The organism is Arsenicicoccus sp. UBA2120 (genome assembly GCF_002330965.1).
GTDB lineage: Bacteria > Actinomycetota > Actinomycetes > Actinomycetales > Dermatophilaceae > Arsenicicoccus > Arsenicicoccus bolidensis.
Genome location: NZ_DCYC01000024.1, coordinates 1 through 16,698 on the forward strand (window position 1 = coordinate 1; position 16,698 = coordinate 16,698).

General features: G+C 71.7%; 16 protein-coding genes. 10 read left to right on the forward strand and 6 right to left on the reverse strand.

Annotated elements, in window-relative coordinates; genetic code table 11:
* Positions 1 to 165 precede the first annotated feature (165 nt).
* The 3 genes from B2P18_RS02755 (at position 166) to B2P18_RS02765 (ending at position 2,586) form a co-directional block, all read left to right on the forward strand.
* Positions 166 to 519, forward strand: a complete 354-nt coding sequence (locus B2P18_RS02755) for a GntR family transcriptional regulator (RefSeq protein ID WP_019286168.1) — start codon at positions 166 to 168, stop codon at positions 517 to 519.
* Between the two features lie 121 nt (positions 520 to 640).
* Positions 641 to 1,837, forward strand: coding sequence for an acyl-CoA dehydrogenase family protein (locus B2P18_RS02760; RefSeq protein ID WP_029210369.1), 1,197 nt, complete (start codon positions 641 to 643; stop codon positions 1,835 to 1,837).
* Between the two features lie 110 nt (positions 1,838 to 1,947).
* Positions 1,948 to 2,586 (forward strand): general stress protein, encoded by a 639-nt coding sequence (locus tag B2P18_RS02765; RefSeq protein WP_019286165.1) that lies wholly within the window; start codon positions 1,948 to 1,950, stop codon positions 2,584 to 2,586.
* A gap of 33 nt (positions 2,587 to 2,619) precedes the next feature.
* Here B2P18_RS02765 and B2P18_RS02770 read toward each other — a convergent pair whose 3' ends face one another.
* Positions 2,620 to 4,119, reverse strand: a complete 1,500-nt coding sequence (locus tag B2P18_RS02770; protein WP_286955761.1) for an aminopeptidase P family protein — start codon at positions 4,117 to 4,119, stop codon at positions 2,620 to 2,622.
* Between the two features lie 69 nt (positions 4,120 to 4,188).
* On the opposite strand from B2P18_RS02770, the gene B2P18_RS02775 reads away from it, so the two are divergent.
* From B2P18_RS02775 to B2P18_RS02790, 4 genes are all read left to right on the forward strand, one after another.
* A complete protein-coding gene (locus B2P18_RS02775) occupies positions 4,189 to 5,745 on the forward strand; it encodes a threonine/serine ThrE exporter family protein (RefSeq protein ID WP_286955762.1) in 1,557 nt (518 codons plus the stop codon).
* A gap of 92 nt (positions 5,746 to 5,837) precedes the next feature.
* Positions 5,838 to 6,893, forward strand: a complete 1,056-nt coding sequence (locus B2P18_RS02780; protein WP_286955763.1) for a MaoC family dehydratase — start codon at positions 5,838 to 5,840, stop codon at positions 6,891 to 6,893.
* A gap of 35 nt (positions 6,894 to 6,928) precedes the next feature.
* A complete protein-coding gene (locus tag B2P18_RS02785; protein ID WP_029210374.1) occupies positions 6,929 to 7,777 on the forward strand; it encodes a PHP domain-containing protein in 849 nt (282 codons plus the stop codon).
* A gap of 97 nt (positions 7,778 to 7,874) precedes the next feature.
* The gene (locus B2P18_RS02790) at positions 7,875 to 8,765 is read left to right on the forward strand and encodes a RecB family exonuclease (protein ID WP_286955764.1); all 891 of its coding nucleotides are present in this window, start codon (positions 7,875 to 7,877) and stop codon (positions 8,763 to 8,765) included.
* A 71-nt stretch (positions 8,766 to 8,836) separates the two neighbouring features.
* Here B2P18_RS02790 and B2P18_RS02795 read toward each other — a convergent pair whose 3' ends face one another.
* Positions 8,837 to 10,696: a BCCT family transporter gene (locus tag B2P18_RS02795; protein ID WP_286960281.1), complete on the reverse strand. Its 1,860-nt coding sequence runs from the start codon at positions 10,694 to 10,696 to the stop codon at positions 8,837 to 8,839.
* A gap of 198 nt (positions 10,697 to 10,894) precedes the next feature.
* Complete coding sequence (locus B2P18_RS02800) at positions 10,895 to 12,574, reverse strand: DEAD/DEAH box helicase (protein ID WP_286955765.1); 1,680 nt, start codon at positions 12,572 to 12,574, stop codon at positions 10,895 to 10,897.
* A gap of 214 nt (positions 12,575 to 12,788) precedes the next feature.
* Here B2P18_RS02800 and B2P18_RS02805 point away from each other — a divergent pair, with 214 nt between their 5' ends.
* On the forward strand, positions 12,789 to 13,439 hold the full coding sequence (locus B2P18_RS02805) for a ferritin-like fold-containing protein (RefSeq protein WP_029210378.1): 651 nt from the start codon (positions 12,789 to 12,791) through the stop codon (positions 13,437 to 13,439).
* Positions 13,440 to 13,529: 90 nt separating this feature from the next.
* Here the strand turns inward: B2P18_RS02805 and B2P18_RS02810 are convergent, their stop codons facing one another.
* From B2P18_RS02810 to B2P18_RS02820, 3 genes are all read right to left on the reverse strand, one after another.
* Positions 13,530 to 13,802, reverse strand: a complete 273-nt coding sequence (locus B2P18_RS02810; RefSeq protein ID WP_019286154.1) for a GlsB/YeaQ/YmgE family stress response membrane protein — start codon at positions 13,800 to 13,802, stop codon at positions 13,530 to 13,532.
* A 214-nt stretch (positions 13,803 to 14,016) separates the two neighbouring features.
* Positions 14,017 to 14,241 carry a DUF3107 domain-containing protein gene (locus tag B2P18_RS02815; RefSeq protein WP_029210379.1) on the reverse strand — a complete coding sequence of 75 codons (225 nt, stop codon included), beginning with the start codon at positions 14,239 to 14,241 and terminating at the stop codon, positions 14,017 to 14,019.
* Positions 14,242 to 14,330: 89 nt separating this feature from the next.
* Positions 14,331 to 14,993 (reverse strand): TetR/AcrR family transcriptional regulator, encoded by a 663-nt coding sequence (locus B2P18_RS02820; protein ID WP_286955766.1) that lies wholly within the window; start codon positions 14,991 to 14,993, stop codon positions 14,331 to 14,333.
* A 108-nt stretch (positions 14,994 to 15,101) separates the two neighbouring features.
* Between B2P18_RS02820 and moeB the strand changes: the two genes are divergently transcribed.
* Both moeB and B2P18_RS02830 read left to right on the forward strand, forming a co-directional pair.
* Entirely contained in the window at positions 15,102 to 16,286 is a 1,185-nt protein-coding gene (moeB, locus tag B2P18_RS02825; protein WP_286955767.1) for a molybdopterin-synthase adenylyltransferase MoeB, read from the forward strand.
* Positions 16,287 to 16,290: 4 nt separating this feature from the next.
* Positions 16,291 to 16,650, forward strand: coding sequence for an MGMT family protein (locus B2P18_RS02830; protein ID WP_029210381.1), 360 nt, complete (start codon positions 16,291 to 16,293; stop codon positions 16,648 to 16,650).
* Positions 16,651 to 16,698: the final 48 nt, after the last annotated feature.

The window sequence follows — 16,698 nt, forward strand, 5'->3', positions numbered from 1 at the left end:
ATCGGTGGATCGAGGCTTAGATGTGTCGCATAACGTCATGCTACAAAATGAGGGGAACGTCGTGATGGGAGAGGCCATGGTGTGGCTCGCGATCTGGACGTGCGGGACCGGGGGGATGTGCCTCGCCATCCGGTCCACGGCGGATCGAGGCAAGGACGTGCTCGCGTGATCCTCACCATCGACGAGAGCAGCCCGGCTCCGGCATACGAGCAGATCGTCACGCAGGTGACCGGCGCCGTCGCCGACGGCACCCTCCCGACCGGCGCCCGGCTGCCGACCGTCCGGCAGCTGGCCGGGGACCTCGGCCTCGCGGTCAACACCGTCGCCAAGGCCTACAAGCAGCTCGAGGCCGAGGGGCACGTGGCCACGCGCGGCCGCAACGGCACGGTCGTGCTCGAGCACGTGCGCGACGGCACCGCCGACGAGACCCAGGCCGCCGCCACGCTCCTCGCCCGCACCGCCCAGCGGCACGGCCTGGACCTCGCCGAGGCCATCGGGGTGCTGCGCCGCGCCTGGTGAGCGGATCTACCTGAGGTAGGCGTGGTGAGGCTCACGGCCCGTGCGCCTGTCGGCGACCACGGCCTTTCGTCATACTCCCTGGTAGACCGAGGCCACCCACCACCGAAGCCGGGAGATCCCCATGGGACGCATCCAGACGACCGACGGACTGACCGAGGAGCAGGGCGAGCTGCTCAAGCTCGTGCGCCAGTTCGTCGACGAGCAGATCATCCCCGTCGCGACCGACCTGGAGCACAAGGACGAGTACCCGACGGACATCGTCGAGGGCATGAAGGAGATGGGGATCTTCGGGCTGATGATCCCCGAGGAGTACGGCGGTCTGGGGGAGTCGCTGCTGACCTACGCCCTGTGCGTCGAGGAGATCGCCCGCGGCTGGATGAGCGTCAGCGGCATCATCAACACCCACTTCATCGTGGCCTACATGCTCCTGCAGCACGGCACCGAGGAGCAGAAGGAGCGCTACCTGCCCCGCATGGCGACCGGCGAGGTCCGCGGCGCCTTCTCGATGAGCGAGCCCGGCTGCGGCTCCGACGTCTCCGCGATCAAGAGCAAGGCCGTCCCCGGCGAAGGTGACGCGTGGACGATCAACGCGCAGAAGATGTGGCTGACCAACGGCGGCTCCTCGACCCTCGTCGCGGTCCTGGTCAAGACCGACACCGGCGCCGAGTCGGTCTACAAGAACATGACGACCTTCCTGGTCGAGAAGGAGCCCGGCTTCGGCGAGGTCGCGCCCGGCGTCACCGTCCCCGGCAAGATCGACAAGATGGGCTACAAGGGGGTCGACACCACCGAGCTCGTCCTCGACGGCTACCAGACCACGACCGCGCAGATCCTCGGCGGCGAGCCCGGGCAGGGCTTCTACCAGATGATGGACGGCGTCGAGGTCGGGCGCGTCAACGTCGCCGCCCGGGCGTGCGGGGTGGCCCAGCGGGCCTTCGAGCTCGGCATCGACTACGCCCAGCAGCGCGAGACCTTCGGCAAGAAGATCGTCGACCACCAGGCCATCCTCTTCCGCCTCGCCGACATGGCCACCAAGTGCGAGGCCGCCCACCAGATGATGGTCAAGGCGGCCCGCCTCAAGGACAAGGGCCAGCGCAACGACCTCGAGGCCGGTATGGCGAAGTACCTGGCCGCCGAGTACTGCGCCGACGTGGTCGAGCAGTCCTTCCGCATCCACGGCGGCTACGGCTACTCCAAGGAGTACGAGATCGAGCGGCTCTACCGCGAGGCGCCCATGCTGCTGATCGGTGAGGGCACGGCCGAGATCCAGAAGATGATCATCGGCCGGCGGCTGGTCAAGGACTACGCGCGACGCTGATCGAGCAGGCGAGCTCGTCCCTGCGTCCCTGCATCCCTGGCTGGCTGCGTTCGGCGATCGTGCGGCGGACATCCAGGGTGGGTCCGGGCGCGAACGGCATAATGGAGCCCATGTCCCCGAGCCCCATCAACAACCCCAGCGCAGCGACCATGGCCGAGCGGCTCACGCTCGAGTGGCCGTCGTCCGTCGCGGTCTTCGACCAGTACACCCAGGCCCAGAAGGCCGTCGACCACCTGGCCGACAACGCCTTCCCGGTCCAGAACGTCATGATCGTCGGCACCGACCTGCGTCAGGTCGAGCGCGTGACCGGCCGGCTCACCCAGCAGAAGGTCGCCCTCGGCGGCCTCGCGTCGGGCATGTGGATGGGTCTGTTCGTGGGTCTGATCTTCTCGATCTTCGACGGCCAGGGGATGCGGACCATCATCACGACGGTCCTGTTCGGTGCGCTGTTCGGACTCGTGTGGGCGCTGCTCGGCTACGCCTTCACCCGCGGCAAGCGGGACTTCACCTCGGTCTCGCAGGTCGTGGCCACCAAGTACGAGGTGCTCGTGGAGCACCAGGTCCAGGCCCAGGCCCGCGAGATGCTCCGCGGCGCAGGCCTGCTCGGGGCCCAGGGCGCCATGCCCCGCCAGGACGTGCCGCCGGCGCCGCCCACCGGTCAGCAGCCGTACGACCTGGCCCCGCCGACTGGCAGCGACAGCACGGGCAGCGGCGCGACCCGCGCGGGCGAGGACGACCCGCGCCACTGACCCTGGTGGCCTGACCTGTCAGAGCCAGATCCCTCAGGGGCGACCGCGCTCCTGCACCTCGGCGATCCAGCGCTCCACGTCCGCGGACGTGCGCGGCATGGCCGCCGAGAGGTTCTCGTGGCCGTCCGCCGTGACCAGCACGTCGTCCTCGATGCGCACACCGATGCCCCGCAGCTCGTCCGGGACGAGCTCGTCGTCGGCCTTGAAGTACAGCCCCGGCTCGACCGTGAGGATCATGCCGGGCACGAGCTCGGCGTCCATGTAGTCCTCGCGCAGCGCGAGCTGGCAGTCGTGGACGTCCATGCCGAGGTGGTGGGAGGTGCCGTGCACCATCCAGCGACGGTGGTACTGCCCGTGCTCGGGGTCCAGGGTCTGGTCCACGGTGACGCCGTCGGGCAGCAGCCCCCACGCGTGCAGGTGCTCGGCGATGACCCGGATCGCGGCCGCGTGGACGTCCTTGAACCGGTTGCGGGGCTTGACGGCGGCCAGGCCGGCCTCCTGCGCGGCGAGCACGGCGTCGTAGACGCGCCGCTGCGGCTCGCTGAAGGTGCCGTTGACCGGCAGGGTGCGGGTCACGTCGGCGGTGAAGAGCGAGTCCACCTCGACGCCCGCGTCCACGAGGATCAGGTCGCCGTCGCGGATGTCGCCGGTGTTCTTGATCCAGTGCAGCGTGTTGGCGTGGTCGCCGGACGCGCAGATCGAGTCGTAGCCGACGCCGTTGCCCTCGTGCCGGGCGTAGAGGCCGAAGACGCCCTCGACCCAGCGCTCGCCCCGGCCGCGGCGGACCGCCTCGGGCAGGTCCGCGATGATCCCCTCGAAACCGTGGTGCGTGGCGGCGACGGCCTTGCGCATCTCGTCGACCTCCCACGCGTCCTTGACCATGCGCCGGGTGGACAGCGAGCGGGACAGCGCCTCGTCCACCTCCGTCTGCGACTCGGTGACGCCCGCCTGCTGGCGGACCTCGTCCACCAGCGCAGCCACGGCGGCGTCGGCGTCCCGGACGACCCGCAGCTGCACCTGGCCCGCGTCCTTGGCCAGCACGTCCTTGAGCTCGTCGATGTGGCGGGCCCGCACGCCGAGCTCTGACTCGACGTCGGCGATGGTGGGCCTGGCGCCGACCCAGAACTCGCCATACCGGCTGTCGGCGAAGAACTCCTCGCTGTCGCGCGGGGCCAGCGGCCGGAAGAACAGCGTGGTCTCGTGGCCGCCCTGCTCCAGCGGGTCGAGCACGAGGACCGCGTCCGGCTCGCGATCGGCGCCGAGGCCGCTGAGCCAGGAGAAGGCGGTGTGCGGCCGGAAGACGTAGTCGCAGTCGTTGCTGCGGACCTTCAGACCACCCGCCGGTATGACGAGCCGCTCGCCCGCGAACTCGGCTGACACGGCCTCGCGGCGGGGCACCGTCACGTCCGCGACCTCCGAGCGCGGCGTCGGCTCGGTCGCTCGTGGCGCCCACCCCGTCGCGACGAAGTCACGGAACTCGGCGCTGGTGGGTCGGCTCCGGTGCTCGGCCTTCGGCTGCTCTTCGCTCGTCATGGCGACCATCGTGCCACGCACGGGGAGGCGGCTTGCGTCGCAGGTGCGGCGACGGGGACAGTACGGAGCGTGACGAAGCCGCACTACCCGTCCTCGCCCCTGCCACGGCGCCCCTCCGCGCCCCGGGGGCTGCGCCGCACCGCCCAGCAGGCCGTCCGGGTCTTTCGCCCCAGCGACGGCACTAGCGTGCTGCAGCTGCACCCCGACGAGGTGGACCCGATCCTCACGCGCAAGGCCCTCGACCTGGCCATGCGCGTGGCCGAGATGATGCTGTCGCACGGCGCCTCGGCCAACGACGTCACCCTCAACGCCCTGCGCATCACCAAGGCCTTCGGGCTCAAGGCCGTCCACGTCGACGTCACCTACACGTCCATCTCCGTCTCGCACTACCGCGGTCACGACCGGGAGCCGCTGACGACGCTGCGGGTGGTGCGGGCGCGCAGCATCGACTACACCCGCCTCCAGCGGCTGCAGGCCCTGGTCCACCGGATCGAGGAGGAGCAGGACGTCGACGAGGCCTTCGAGGTCTTCGCCGCGATCGTGCGGGCCCCGCACCCCTATCGCCGGTGGGTCGTGACCTTCGGCAACGCCGGTGTCGCCGCGGCCGTGTGCGTGCTGCTCAACGCGTCGTTCCTGATCACGATCGTCGCGTTCCTGGCGTCCGCAGCGATCGACCTGCTCATCGGCTGGCTGGCCCGCAAGCAGGTGCCGCCGTTCTTCATGCAGGTGTTCGCCGCCGCCATCCCCACCGTCGCCGCCACCGCCCTGATGGCAGGGGCCTACCAGGGGATCACGTGGCTCGAGGGGGTGCGCCCGGAGCTGATCGTCGCCGGAGGCATCGTGATGATGCTCTCGGGTCTGTCCGTCGTCGGTGCCGCCCAGGACGCCATCGACGGCTACTACGTCACCGCCGGGGCCCGATCCTTCGAAGTCGTCATCCTCACCCTCGGCATCGTCGTGGGCATCCTCATGACCCTCCAGCTCGCCCAGCGCGTCGGGATCCCCGTCGTCCTCAGCGGCGCCGCGCCGCCCCTCGGGAGCCTCGCCCAGCAGCTGGGCGGGTCGCTGCTCATCTCGGCCTTCTTCGCCATCTCGACGTATGCCGGGCCGCGAACCGTGGTGCTGTGCGCCGGGATGGGCGTGCTGGGCTGGGTCGGCTACCTCGCCGGCACGCTGATCGGCCTCGGGAGCATCTCGTCCAGCGCCGTCGGAGCGTTCGTGGCGGCCATGGTGTCGGTGCACCTCGGCCGGCGCCTGGCGGTCCCGTCGCTGGCCCTCACGACCGCCGCCCTGGTGCCCCTCATGCCCGGGTCGATGGTCTATCGCGGGCTGCTGGAGATCATGGTCCACGCGGGGTCGCGCACCTCCTTCGGCGAGGGCACGATGACGCTGCTCAACGCCGCGGGCGTCGGGCTGGCGCTCGCGGCCGGGGCGTCCCTCGGCACCTACCTCGCGCGACCCGGCCGAAGCAACCTGCGCCACGCCTCGCCGCGCGGCGACGGGTCCCGGGCGGACAAGGCGGTGGCCGCCGGCAGCCCCGAGGCCGAGGGCGCGACGCAGCGGCTCGAGGCGGCGACCACGGGCACGCTCCCCGTCGTGCAGGGGGACGGTATACGGTCGGAGTGAGCAAGGGCACGCCTCACCCGGGTGCCCCGGGGGGGACCAGCTGCGGCAGCATGGGCGGCGGACCCAGACCGCCCACGACGAGGTGACCCACGATGTCCAAGACGACGGCCGGCAACTACTTCGAGGACTTCCGGCTCGGGCAGGAGCTCGTCCACGCGACGCCGCGCACCATCACCGAGGGCGACGTCGCGCTGTACGCCGGGCTCTACGGCTCGCGGTTCGCGCTGACCTCGGGGGAGACCTTCGCCCGCGGCCTCGGGCTGGAGCGCATGCCGGTCGACGAGCTGCTGGCCTTCCACGTCGTGTTCGGCAAGTCCGTGCCCGACATCTCGCTCAACGCGGTCGCCAACCTGGGGTATGCCGGCGGCCGCTTCCACCGCCCGGTCCACGTCGGCGACACCCTCACGGCAGCCTCCACGGTCATCGGCCTCAAGCCCAACTCCAACGGCGCCTCCGGCAACGTCTACGTCCGCACCGAGGGCCGCAACCAGGACGGCGAGGTGGTCCTGGACTACGTCCGCTGGGTGATGGTCCGCCGGCGCTCGCGGGTCTCCGCCGACGAGCTGGGGGAGGCGACGATCCCCGAGCTCCCCGGCGCGGTGCCGGCGTCCGAGCTCGTCGCCCCGTGGCGGGTCGTCGGCGGCTACGACACGGCGCTGGCAGGCAGCGAGTTCCTCTGGGACGACTACGAGGTCGGCGAGCGCATCGACCACGTCGACGGCGTCACCATCGAGGAGTCGGACCACATGCTCGCCACCCGCCTCTACCAGAACACCGCCAAGGTGCACTTCGACCAGCACGCCCAGGCGTCCTCGGCGATCGGGCGGCGGCTGATCTACGGCGGGCACGTGATCTCGCTCGCCCGAGCGCTGACCTTCAACGGGCTCGGCAACGCCCTCTCCGTCGCCGCGATCAACGGTGGCAGCCACGCCAACCCGACGTTCGCGGGACACACGGTCTACGCCTGGTCGGAGGTGCTGGAGCGGATCGAGCTGCCGGGCCGGCACGACGTGGGGGCACTGCGGATCCGCACGGTGGCCACCAAGGACCACCCGTGCGCCGACGTCCCGCTGCGCGGCGAGGACGGGAAGTACCTGCCGCACGTCGTGCTCGACCTGGACTACACGGTCCTGATGCCCCGCCGCTGACGCGACCGCGCATCGCCAGCGCCTAGATTGGCGGGATGCGCATCGACCTGCACACGCACTCGCTGGCCAGCGACGGCACGCAAGACCCTGCGGACGTGGTCCGTGCGGCGCGCGACGCACGCCTGGACGTCGTGGCGCTCACCGACCACGACACGACGAGCGGGTGGGACGAGGCGGCCGGCGTCGTGGACGAGACGGGGGTGGCGCTGGTGCGCGGCATGGAGATGTCCTGCGCTCACCAGGGCATCAGCATCCACCTGCTGGCCTACCTGCACGACCCCGCCGACCCGGACCTGGTGGCCGAGATCGAGCGGGCCCGGCTGTCGCGCGAGAGCCGCGCACAACGCATCGTGGAGCGGCTGCAGGAGCGGTTCCCCGAGCTGACCTATGACGTCGTCCTAGCGCAGGTGCGGGAGGGCGCGACGATCGGGCGGCCGCACATCGCGGACGCGCTGGTGTCCCTCGGAGCCCTGCCCGACCGCAACGCGGTCTTCCGCGACTACCTGCACGACGGGTCGCCCTACTACGTCTCGCACTACGCCCCGGACCCGGTCGAGGCGGTGCGGCTGGTGCTGGCAGCCGGGGGAGTGCCGGTGATGGCGCACCCCTTCGCCGCCAAGCGGGGGCGGGTCGTCGACGACTCGGTGATCGAGGCGATGGCCGAGGCGGGCCTCGCGGGGCTGGAGATCGACCACCGCGACCACGACCCCCGGCAACGTGCGCACGGCGCCGCGCTGGCCCGGTCCCTGCGGCTGCTCCAGACCGGGTCCAGCGACTACCACGGCGACGGCAAGCTCAACCGCATCGGCGAGCACACGACGGCGCCCGGGGTGCTGGAGCAGATCGAGGACCGGGCGAGCGGCGTGCCCGTGCTGCGTCCCTGAGCCTCGTCGTCCACAGCCTGTCGCGTTCCGGGCGTCGTCGTCCACAGGCGGCGCGGTGGATGGTCTCCTCGGCTCGCGCGTGCCTAGGGTCGACGGCATGACCCAGCAGTCCACGGACCAGCCGGCCGGGCAGGGCACCTTCGCCGGGATGCCGCAGCGGCTGTATGCCGCGAGCCCGTCCCGCCTGCTCGCCTACCTCGACTGCCCGCGGCGCTACCGCCTGCAGTACCTCGACCGACCCAAGCCGAAGGCCGCCCCGCAGCGGGCGCACACCAGCCTCGGGATCGCGGTGCACAACGCGCTGCGGGACTGGTGGGACGTGCCGGTGGAGCAGTGGTCGGTGGACCGGGCGCACGCGCTGGTCGCCGCGAGCTGGGTCGACGTGGGGTTCCGGGACGCCGCCATGTCCCGCCGCTGGCTGCGGACGGCGCAGCAGGAGGTCACGGACTACCTGCGGGGGATCGCCCCGGGCAACCGCCCGGTCGGGATCGAGCGCACCGTCTCGGTGCGCACCGGCACGGTGGCGCTGACCGGGCGGATCGACCGGCTCGACGACCGGCCGACGTCCGACGGCGGACGGGCGCTCGTGGTGGTGGACTACAAGACCTCGCGCCGGCCCTCGACGGTGGACGAGCTGCGGACCTCCCTGCCGATGGCGATGTATGCCGTGGCGGTCGCCGGGATGTTCAAGCGTCCCTGCGTGGACGTCGAGCTGCATCACGTGCCCACGGGCACGGTGGCGCGCCACCGGCATACGCCAGAGTCGTTGGACCGCAAGGTCGCCGAGGTCGAGTCCATCGCGGTGGACCTGAGGCGGGCGGACGCCGACCACCGCGAGCGAGGGGTGGAGTCCGACCAGTTCCCGCCGCAGGTGTCCGCCCTGTGCGGGTGGTGCGACTTCCGCGCCCACTGCCCCGAGGGGAGCGCCCACGTGGCGGAGCGGGCGCCCTGGGCGGCGCTGGAGCCGGACGACGTCGGAGGGACGTAGCGGGCGGGGGCAGCGCGAAGGGGAGCCGACACGGTCGACTCCCCTCCACGGTGCCTCTCGGGCGGACCCGATCAGCCGTTGCGGTAGCGCCCGATCAACCGGTCGAAGCGACGCGGCTGCGGGGTCTCGTCACGGGTCGCCCCGTTCTCCTGGACCATCAGCTGCAGGTCGTCGTGGCCGTGCTCGGAGACGCCGCGCACGACGGCCTCGCGCATCAGGCGGTCGGCCAGGGCGGCACGGCGCACGACCGGGTCGCTCTGCAGGTCCTTGACCAGCGCGACGCACAGGCCGCCCATCACGATCCCGAACGGCAGCGCCGAGACGATCACCAGGCTCTGCAGCCCGCTGAGGGCCTCCTTCATGTCGCCGTTCAGGCTCCCGGCGAGCAGCATGACCGCGGCGACGGCGCCCGTCGCGGCGCCCCAGAAGATCACCGTCTTGCGGCTCGGCTCGATCGTGCCGTGCTCCGACAGCGTCCCCATGACGATCGAGGCCGCGTCGGCGCCGGACACGAAGAAGATCGCGACGAGCACCATGACGAGCACGGTCGTGACCCCGGCGAGCGGGTAGTGGTTGAGCAGCTGGAACAGCGACGCGTCGGCGTCCACCAGCAGCTCGCCCTTGACCTTGGACGCCATGTCGCCGAAGCTCCGCTGCGCGTCGATGGCGGCGCCACCGAAGATCGCGAACCACACGAGCGAGACGAGGCTCGGGACGAGCAGCACGCCGGTGACGAACTGGCGGATGGTGCGGCCGCGGCTGATGCGCGCGATGAACATCCCGACGAAGGGGGTCCACGAGATCCACCAGGCCCAGTAGAAGACGGTCCACGTGGAGAGCCAGGCCTTCATCGGCTCGAGCCCGCTGGCGTCGGACCGCGAGGCCATGCGGGCCAGCTGGTCGACATAGGTCCCGAGCGCGGTGGGCAGCAGGTCGAGGATGAACAGCGTCGGGCCGACGAGGAACACGAAGACCGCGAGCACGAGCGCCAGGACCATGTTGACGTTGGACAGCATCTCGACGCCGCGGGAGATGCCGCTCACGGCCGAGAGGATGAAGCAGATGGTCAGCACCACGATGATGATGACCAGGAGGTTGGCGCCCGCGCTGTCGACCCAGCCGTTGAACTCGATGCCGGCGCCGATCTGCAGCGCGCCGAGGCCCAGCGAGGCGGCGGAGCCGAAGAGCGTGGCGAAGATCGCGAGGATGTCGATGACGCGCCCCAGCGGACCGGTGGCGCGGCGGCGCCCGATCAGCGGCGCGAAGACCGACGAGATGAGCTGGCTGCGACCCTTGCGGAAGGTCGAGTAGGCGATGGCCACGCCGACGACGGCGTAGATCGCCCACGGGTGCAGCGTCCAGTGGAACAGCGTGGTCGCCATCGCCGTCTGGAGCGCCTCGGGCGACTGCGCCTCGCCGCCGCTGCGCGGGGGAGGCGAGATGTAGTGGGTGAGCGGCTCGGCCGTGCCGTAGAACATCAGGCCGATGCCCATCCCGGCGCTGAACATCATGGCGATCCAGGACCGCGTGGAGAACTCGGGCTCCTCGTGGTCACCACCGAGCGGGACGTCGCCGTAGCGGCTCGCGGCCAGCCACAGGACGAACACCACAAACATCGAGGCCATGAGGACGAAGCCCCAGCCGGCGTTGGTCATCACCCAGCCGAGCGCCCCGGACGAGGCCGTGGAGAGCGACGAGGTGCCGAGGAATCCCCACACCACGAAGGCGATCGCCAGGACGGCCGTGATGCCGAAGGTGATCTTGTCGACGCCGGGCCGGCGGGCGGTGGACTCGGGCACCGCGGTCGCGAGACCGGCGAGCAGGGCGTGGTCGCGGCCGTCGCCCTCCGGGAGCGGCTGCTGACCAGGCCCCTCCGAGCGCGAAGGCTCAGGCGGTTCGGTGGTCACGGAGTGTGGCGGTTGATCGGACATCGGTGGTTCCTCCTCAGGGGCCGGCAGACCCCCCGAGGATCCCGGCCCGTCATTGGTCGTCCACAGGAAGCACCACTGTGGCGGGTCTGACCGCTGCCTGGCAAATCGGACGAACCGGCGACGGGCCCTCCGCCGATGTCGTCGAAGGGCCCGTGACCTGGACAGTTGGTGTTGTATGGCGCCTCGCGGCGTCCGGCGTCAGGAGTCCTGACCGCCCTGCGCGGGAGACTGCCCCTCGACGGGACGGCCACCGCGGGTGCGGCGACGGCTCCGGTTGCGGCGCGGACGGGCGGACCCGCCCTCACCCCCATCCGAGGACGGACGATCACGCTCGGTGCCGCCGTGCGAGGCGTCGCGGTCAGTGCGGTCACCACGACCACCGCGACCGTCCTCACGTCCGCCACGACCGTCCTCGCCGCTGCCGCGACCGTCCTCGCGGCTGCCGCGACCGTCCTCGCGGCTGCCGCGCCCACCGCGTCCGCCGTCACGTCCGCCGTGGCCGCCACCCTGGCGACCCTTGCCGGCGCGCTGGCCGGTCTCGCCGAGGTCCTCGAGACGTTCGGCGTCCAGGCCCTCGCGGACGCGGGCCGTGCGGGGCAACCGGCCCTTGGTGCCCTCGGGGATGTCGAGGTCGCTGTAGAGGTGGGGGGAGGACGAGTAGGTCTCGACGGCCTCGGGGATGCCGAGGTCGAGGGCCTTGTTGATCATGCCCCAGCGGGGTGCGTCGTCCCAGTCGACGAAGGTCACGGCGATGCCGGTGTGCCCGGCGCGGCCGGTGCGGCCGATGCGGTGCACGTAGGTCTTCTCGTCCTCGGGGCACTGGTAGTTCACGACGTGCGTGACGTTCTCGACGTCGATGCCGCGGGCGGCGACGTCGGTGGCGACGAGGATGTCGATCTTGCCGTTGCGGAACGCGCGGAGCGCCTGCTCGCGTGCGCCCTGCCCCAGGTCGCCGTGGATGGCCCCGGCCGCGAAGCCGCGGTCGCTGAGCTCGTCGGCCACCTTGGCGGCGGTGCGCTTGGTGCGGCTGAAGATGATGGTCAGGCCGCGGTCCTTGGCCTGCATCATCCGGGCGAGCATCTCGACCTTGTCGAGCGCGTGCGCGCGGTAGACGAACTGCTCGATCGCCTTGACGGTGTGCTTGTTCTCCGTCTCGTCGCCCATGGCGCGGATGTGCGTCGGCTGGCTCATGTAGCGGCGGGCCAGCGCCACGACCGCACCGGGCATGGTGGCCGAGAACAGCATCATCTGCCGGCTGGGGGCCGTGAGGGCCAGGATCTTCTCGACGTCGGGCAGGAAGCCCAGGTCGAGCATCTCGTCGGCCTCGTCCAGGACCACGATGCTGGCGTGCGAGAGGTCGAGGTGTCCCTGCTTGGCGAGGTCGAGCAGGCGACCGGGGGTGCCGACCACGATCTCGACGCCGCGCTGCAGCTGCTCGATCTGGGGCTCGAACGCGCGCCCGCCGTAGATCGTCGCGATGCGCACGCCGCGCTGCCGTCCGGCCCGCTCGAGGTCGCCGGCGACCTGCACCGCGAGCTCACGGGTGGGGGCCACGGCCAGGGCCTGCGGCTTGCCCGCGTGGCGCAGCTCGGCGAAGCCCTCGTCGGAGGGGGAGACCACGCGGTTGAGCATAGGGATGCCGAAGCCGAGGGTCTTGCCGGTGCCGGTCTTGGCCTGGCCGATGATGTCGTGACCGCCCAGGGCGACCGGGAGGGTCATGGCCTGGATGGGGAAGGGGTGCTCGATCCCGAGCGAGGCCAGCGACGCGACGATGTCCGGGTGGACGTCGAAGTCGGCGAAGGTCAGCTCGGGGGCGACCTGGGCCGCCTCGGCGCGGGTCTGCTCGTCGACGGGGGTGTCGAGGGCGGGGTTGGTCATGCGGGTGTCCTGTCGGGCGTGGTGAGCCGCCGGGGGCTGCAGCCGCGAGGCGGCCGGCGACCTCTTACGAGGCTCACGGGATGAGCGGAGCCGATCGGAGGTCTTCGGGCAGCGTGCTCGCTGCGGAGGGGACCACGTGGTCCACCTGGATTCGTGCCGACCGGGCACCTTGGTCCGACCCAGTCTACCGGCGGGACGACTACTCTGGGTGCACATGAGCCCCGCAGCGTCCGACACCGGTGTCGTCGAGCTCCTCGCAGCCCTCGCCTACGGCGAGCTGACGGGGTTCGCCAGGCTCGCCGGCGACAGCGAGCTGGCCCCCACGTCGGCCGCCCGGGCCGAGCTGGGACGGCTGGCCGCCCGCGAGTTCCGGCACTACGAGGCGCTCGAGGAGCGGCTGCGGGCGCTGGGCGCGGATCCGCAGGCCGCGATGGCGCCGTTCGTGGGGGCCATCGACGCCTTCCACCGGCGGACGGCGCCCGGGTCCTGGGCGGAGCGGCTCGTCAACGCCTACGTGGGCGACGGGCTGGCGATGGATCTCTACCGCGAGGCGAGCGACTTCGTCGGCGAGGCGGAGCGCCCGCTGATGCAGCGGGTCCTGCAGTCGGAGGGCAAGGCGGAGTTCGTCGAGCAGGAGCTCCGCAAGGTGGTGGACGCCGACCCCGCGGTGGCGGGCCGGTTGTCCCTGTGGGGGCGCAGGCTCATGGGGGAGGCGATGTCCCAGGCGCAGCAGCTGGCCGCCGCGCACCCCGAGCTGGTGGCGATGCTCGTGCCGGACGGTGACCTGGCCGAGCTGTCCCGGATGTTCACGCGCCTCGCCGAGGCCCACACCGAGCGCATGGGTCGGCTCGGCCTCTCGAGCTGACGGAGGTCGTATGCCGTCCGGTGACGGCACGCGCGGAGGGCGGCACCCCTCGTGGGGGTGCCGCCCTCCGGCATACGGTCTCGGTGCGGGTCAGACGCGACCCTTGCGACCGGTCATGCTCAGGTAGATGGCGATCAGGATGGCCGCGACGACGACGCCGGCCAGGACGGCGATCCAGGCGATGCCGCCGGACGCGTTCTTGTAGCCGAACTGGGAGACGAGCCAGGAGCCGATGGCCGACCCCAGGATGCCCAGGACGATGGTCATGAGGATCGAGATGTTCTGGTTGCCCGGCATGACCAGACGGGCCAGACCGCCGATGATGGCGCCGATGATGATGGCGGTGATGATGGTGCCCAGCATGTGACTCTCCTTGGTAGGTGCGTGACGCGAGGGGTGCCTCGCCTCGTGAGCTACCCCGCGGTCTCGGGGGGCTGCTTACACGGTGTCACTGATGGGATACCCCTCCATGCATTGTTCAATCACTCCAGCATCACGAAACAATGACAACCGCAAGACGGCGGGGATGTGGTCTGCACCACATCCCCGCCGTCCTGCGGTCTGACGCCGCTCTGCCTCAGAGCGAGCCGAAGCCCACCCGGGACTTCGCGGCCTCGCCGATCTCGACGTAGCCGAGACGGTCGCCCGGCACGACCACGGTCCGTCCGTGGTCGTCCTGGAGCGTCAGCAGGGAGCCGTCGCGGACGGCCGTGGCGACGGCCTCGGACACCTGCTCGGGGGACTGTGCGGACTCGAAGGTGATCTCGCGGGCGACGTTCTGGACGCCGATCTTGACCTCCACGGAGGGTCCTTTCGTTGTGGTCGGTGCCGGCGGGCGGGCCGGACGCTCTCGTCCGTGACCAACCGCCGGGCGGGTCGGGGTGTTCCCGGTCAGGCGGTGGCGGCCTCGCCGGGGGCGTCCGCCTTGGGGAAGCCGCCGATCCCCCGCCACGAGAGCGTGTCCACCAGTCGGCTGGCCTCGGTCCGGGTCACGCCCGTCTCGGAGCTGCTGGTGACCCAGTGGCGGGCGGAGTTCTGCGCGGCGCCGGCCAGCGCCATCCCCAGGATCAGCGCGTGCTCGCGGGACAGCGCGGCGTCCCCGCTGATCACGTCGGCGATCGCCTCGGCGCACTCGGTCTCGACCCGGTCCAGGCGCTCGCGGACCGCCGGCTCGCCCGTCAGGTCGGACTGGAACACGAGCCGGAACGGCGCGCCGTCCCGGTCGAAGAACTCGAAGTAGGCCGCGATGGTGGCGGCGACGCGGGCCCGGTTGTCGTCCGTCGACCCCAGCGCCTCGCGGACCAGGTCGACGATCGCGGTGCACTGCTGGTCCAGCAGGGCGAGGTAGAGGTCCTTCTTGCTGGGGAAGTGCTGGTAGAGAACGGGCTTGGAGACGCCGGCCCGCTCGGCGATCGCGTCCATGGCGGCGGAGTGGTAGCCCGACTCGACGAAGATGTCCTGGGCGGCCTCCAGCAGCTGGGCCCGGCGCTCCGACCGTGGCAGGCGCCCGGGGCGGGCGGCTTCGGTGGAGACGTGGTCCGGTGCGGTGGTCATCGGGGTCCTTTCAGCCGGGGCCCGAGGCGCCTGGCCACGGGTCCGGCCATGCTACTCGGACGGCTCCACGCCTGCCGCCTCGCACCCGGTGCGGGGTATCGTCGCCGCATGGCACGACCACCGCTCGTCGACGTCGGGCCCGAGCTGTCCACCTCGCAGGTCGAGCGCTACTCGCGCCACCTGCTGCTGCCGGAGGTGGGCCGCGAGGGGCAGCGGCGCCTCGCCAACGCCCGCGTCCTGGTCGTGGGAGCCGGGGGGCTGGGGTCCCCGGCCCTCCTCTACCTCGCGGCCGCGGGCGTCGGCACCCTGGGGGTGGTGGACGCCGACGTCGTCGAGGAGTCCAACCTCCAGCGCCAGATCATCCACGGCCAGTCCGACATCGGCCGGTCCAAGGTCCGGTCGGCGGCCGAGAGCGTGCGCGAGGTCAACCCGCACGTCCAGGTGATCGAGCACGAGCTTCGCCTCGACTCGAGCAACGCCCTTGAGCTCCTTCGCGGCTACGACCTCGTGGTGGACGGCGCCGACAACTTCGCCACCCGCTACCTCGTCGACGACGCCTGCGCCCTGGTCGGCATACCGCACGTCTGGGGCTCGATCTTCCGCTTCCAGGGCCAGGTGAGCGTCTGGTGGGCGGGGGAGGGACCCTGCTACCGGTGCGTCTTCCCCACCCCGCCGCCGCCCGGCTCCGTCCCCTCGTGCGCCGAGGGCGGTGTGCTCGGTGTCCTGTGCGCCGCCGTCGCAGCCGTGCAGGCGGCCGAGGCGATCAAGCTCGTCGTGGGGATGGGCGACCCGGTCGTCGGCCGGCTCCTGCTGCACGACGCCCTGTCCCAGCGGTGGGACACGCTGCAGGTCGAGCGCAACCCCGACTGCCCGCTCTGCGGCGACCACCCGACCATCACCGAGCTCATCGACTACGAGCAGTTCTGCGGACTGCCCGCCACCCAGGAGGACGACGTGCACGCCATGCTCCCGACCGTGACCGCCCCCGAGCTCGCGCAGATGCTGCGCGAGCGCCCCGACAGCTTCCGCCTGGTCGACGTCCGGGGCGAGGACGAGCGGTCGATCGTCTCCATCCCCGGCGCGGAGCCCGTCCCGCTCGAGGAGTTCGTCTCCGGCCGGGCGGCAGCGCGGTTCGAGGAGGGCGAGGAGGTCGTCATCCACTGCAAGGTCGGCGGCCGGTCCGCGACCGCGCTGCAGGCCCTGATCGCCGGCGGCCACACCAACGCCCGTCACCTCGAGGGCGGGGTGCTGGCGTGGGTCCGCGACGTCGACCCGTCGCTCCCCACCTACTGACGGCGTGGCCGCGGACGCGGTGATCGGGGACTACGCCGAGGACGTGCTCGAGGTGGTCGACCAGATCCCGCCCGGACGCGCCCTCGCCTACGGCGACGTCGCGCAGCTCCTCGGACGTGGCGGGCCCCGGCAGGTCGGGTCGGTGATGAGCCGGTATGCCGGGGGCTCTCCCTGGTGGCGCGTCGTCCGGGCCGACGGTTCCCTCCCCGAGCAGCTCACGGCCCGGGCTCGCGAGCAGTGGCGAGCCGAGTCGATGCCGCTCGTCGGCGGTCTGGTCACCGGCACGCGCATCGACCTGCCCCTGGCCCGGTGGGACGCCGAGGGTGCGTGGATCCCCGGGGACGAGCCCACGTCTGGGGCCTGATCGCCCGGGCTCCGCCCCCCGCCCCAGCACCGACATGCCGATCCGTCC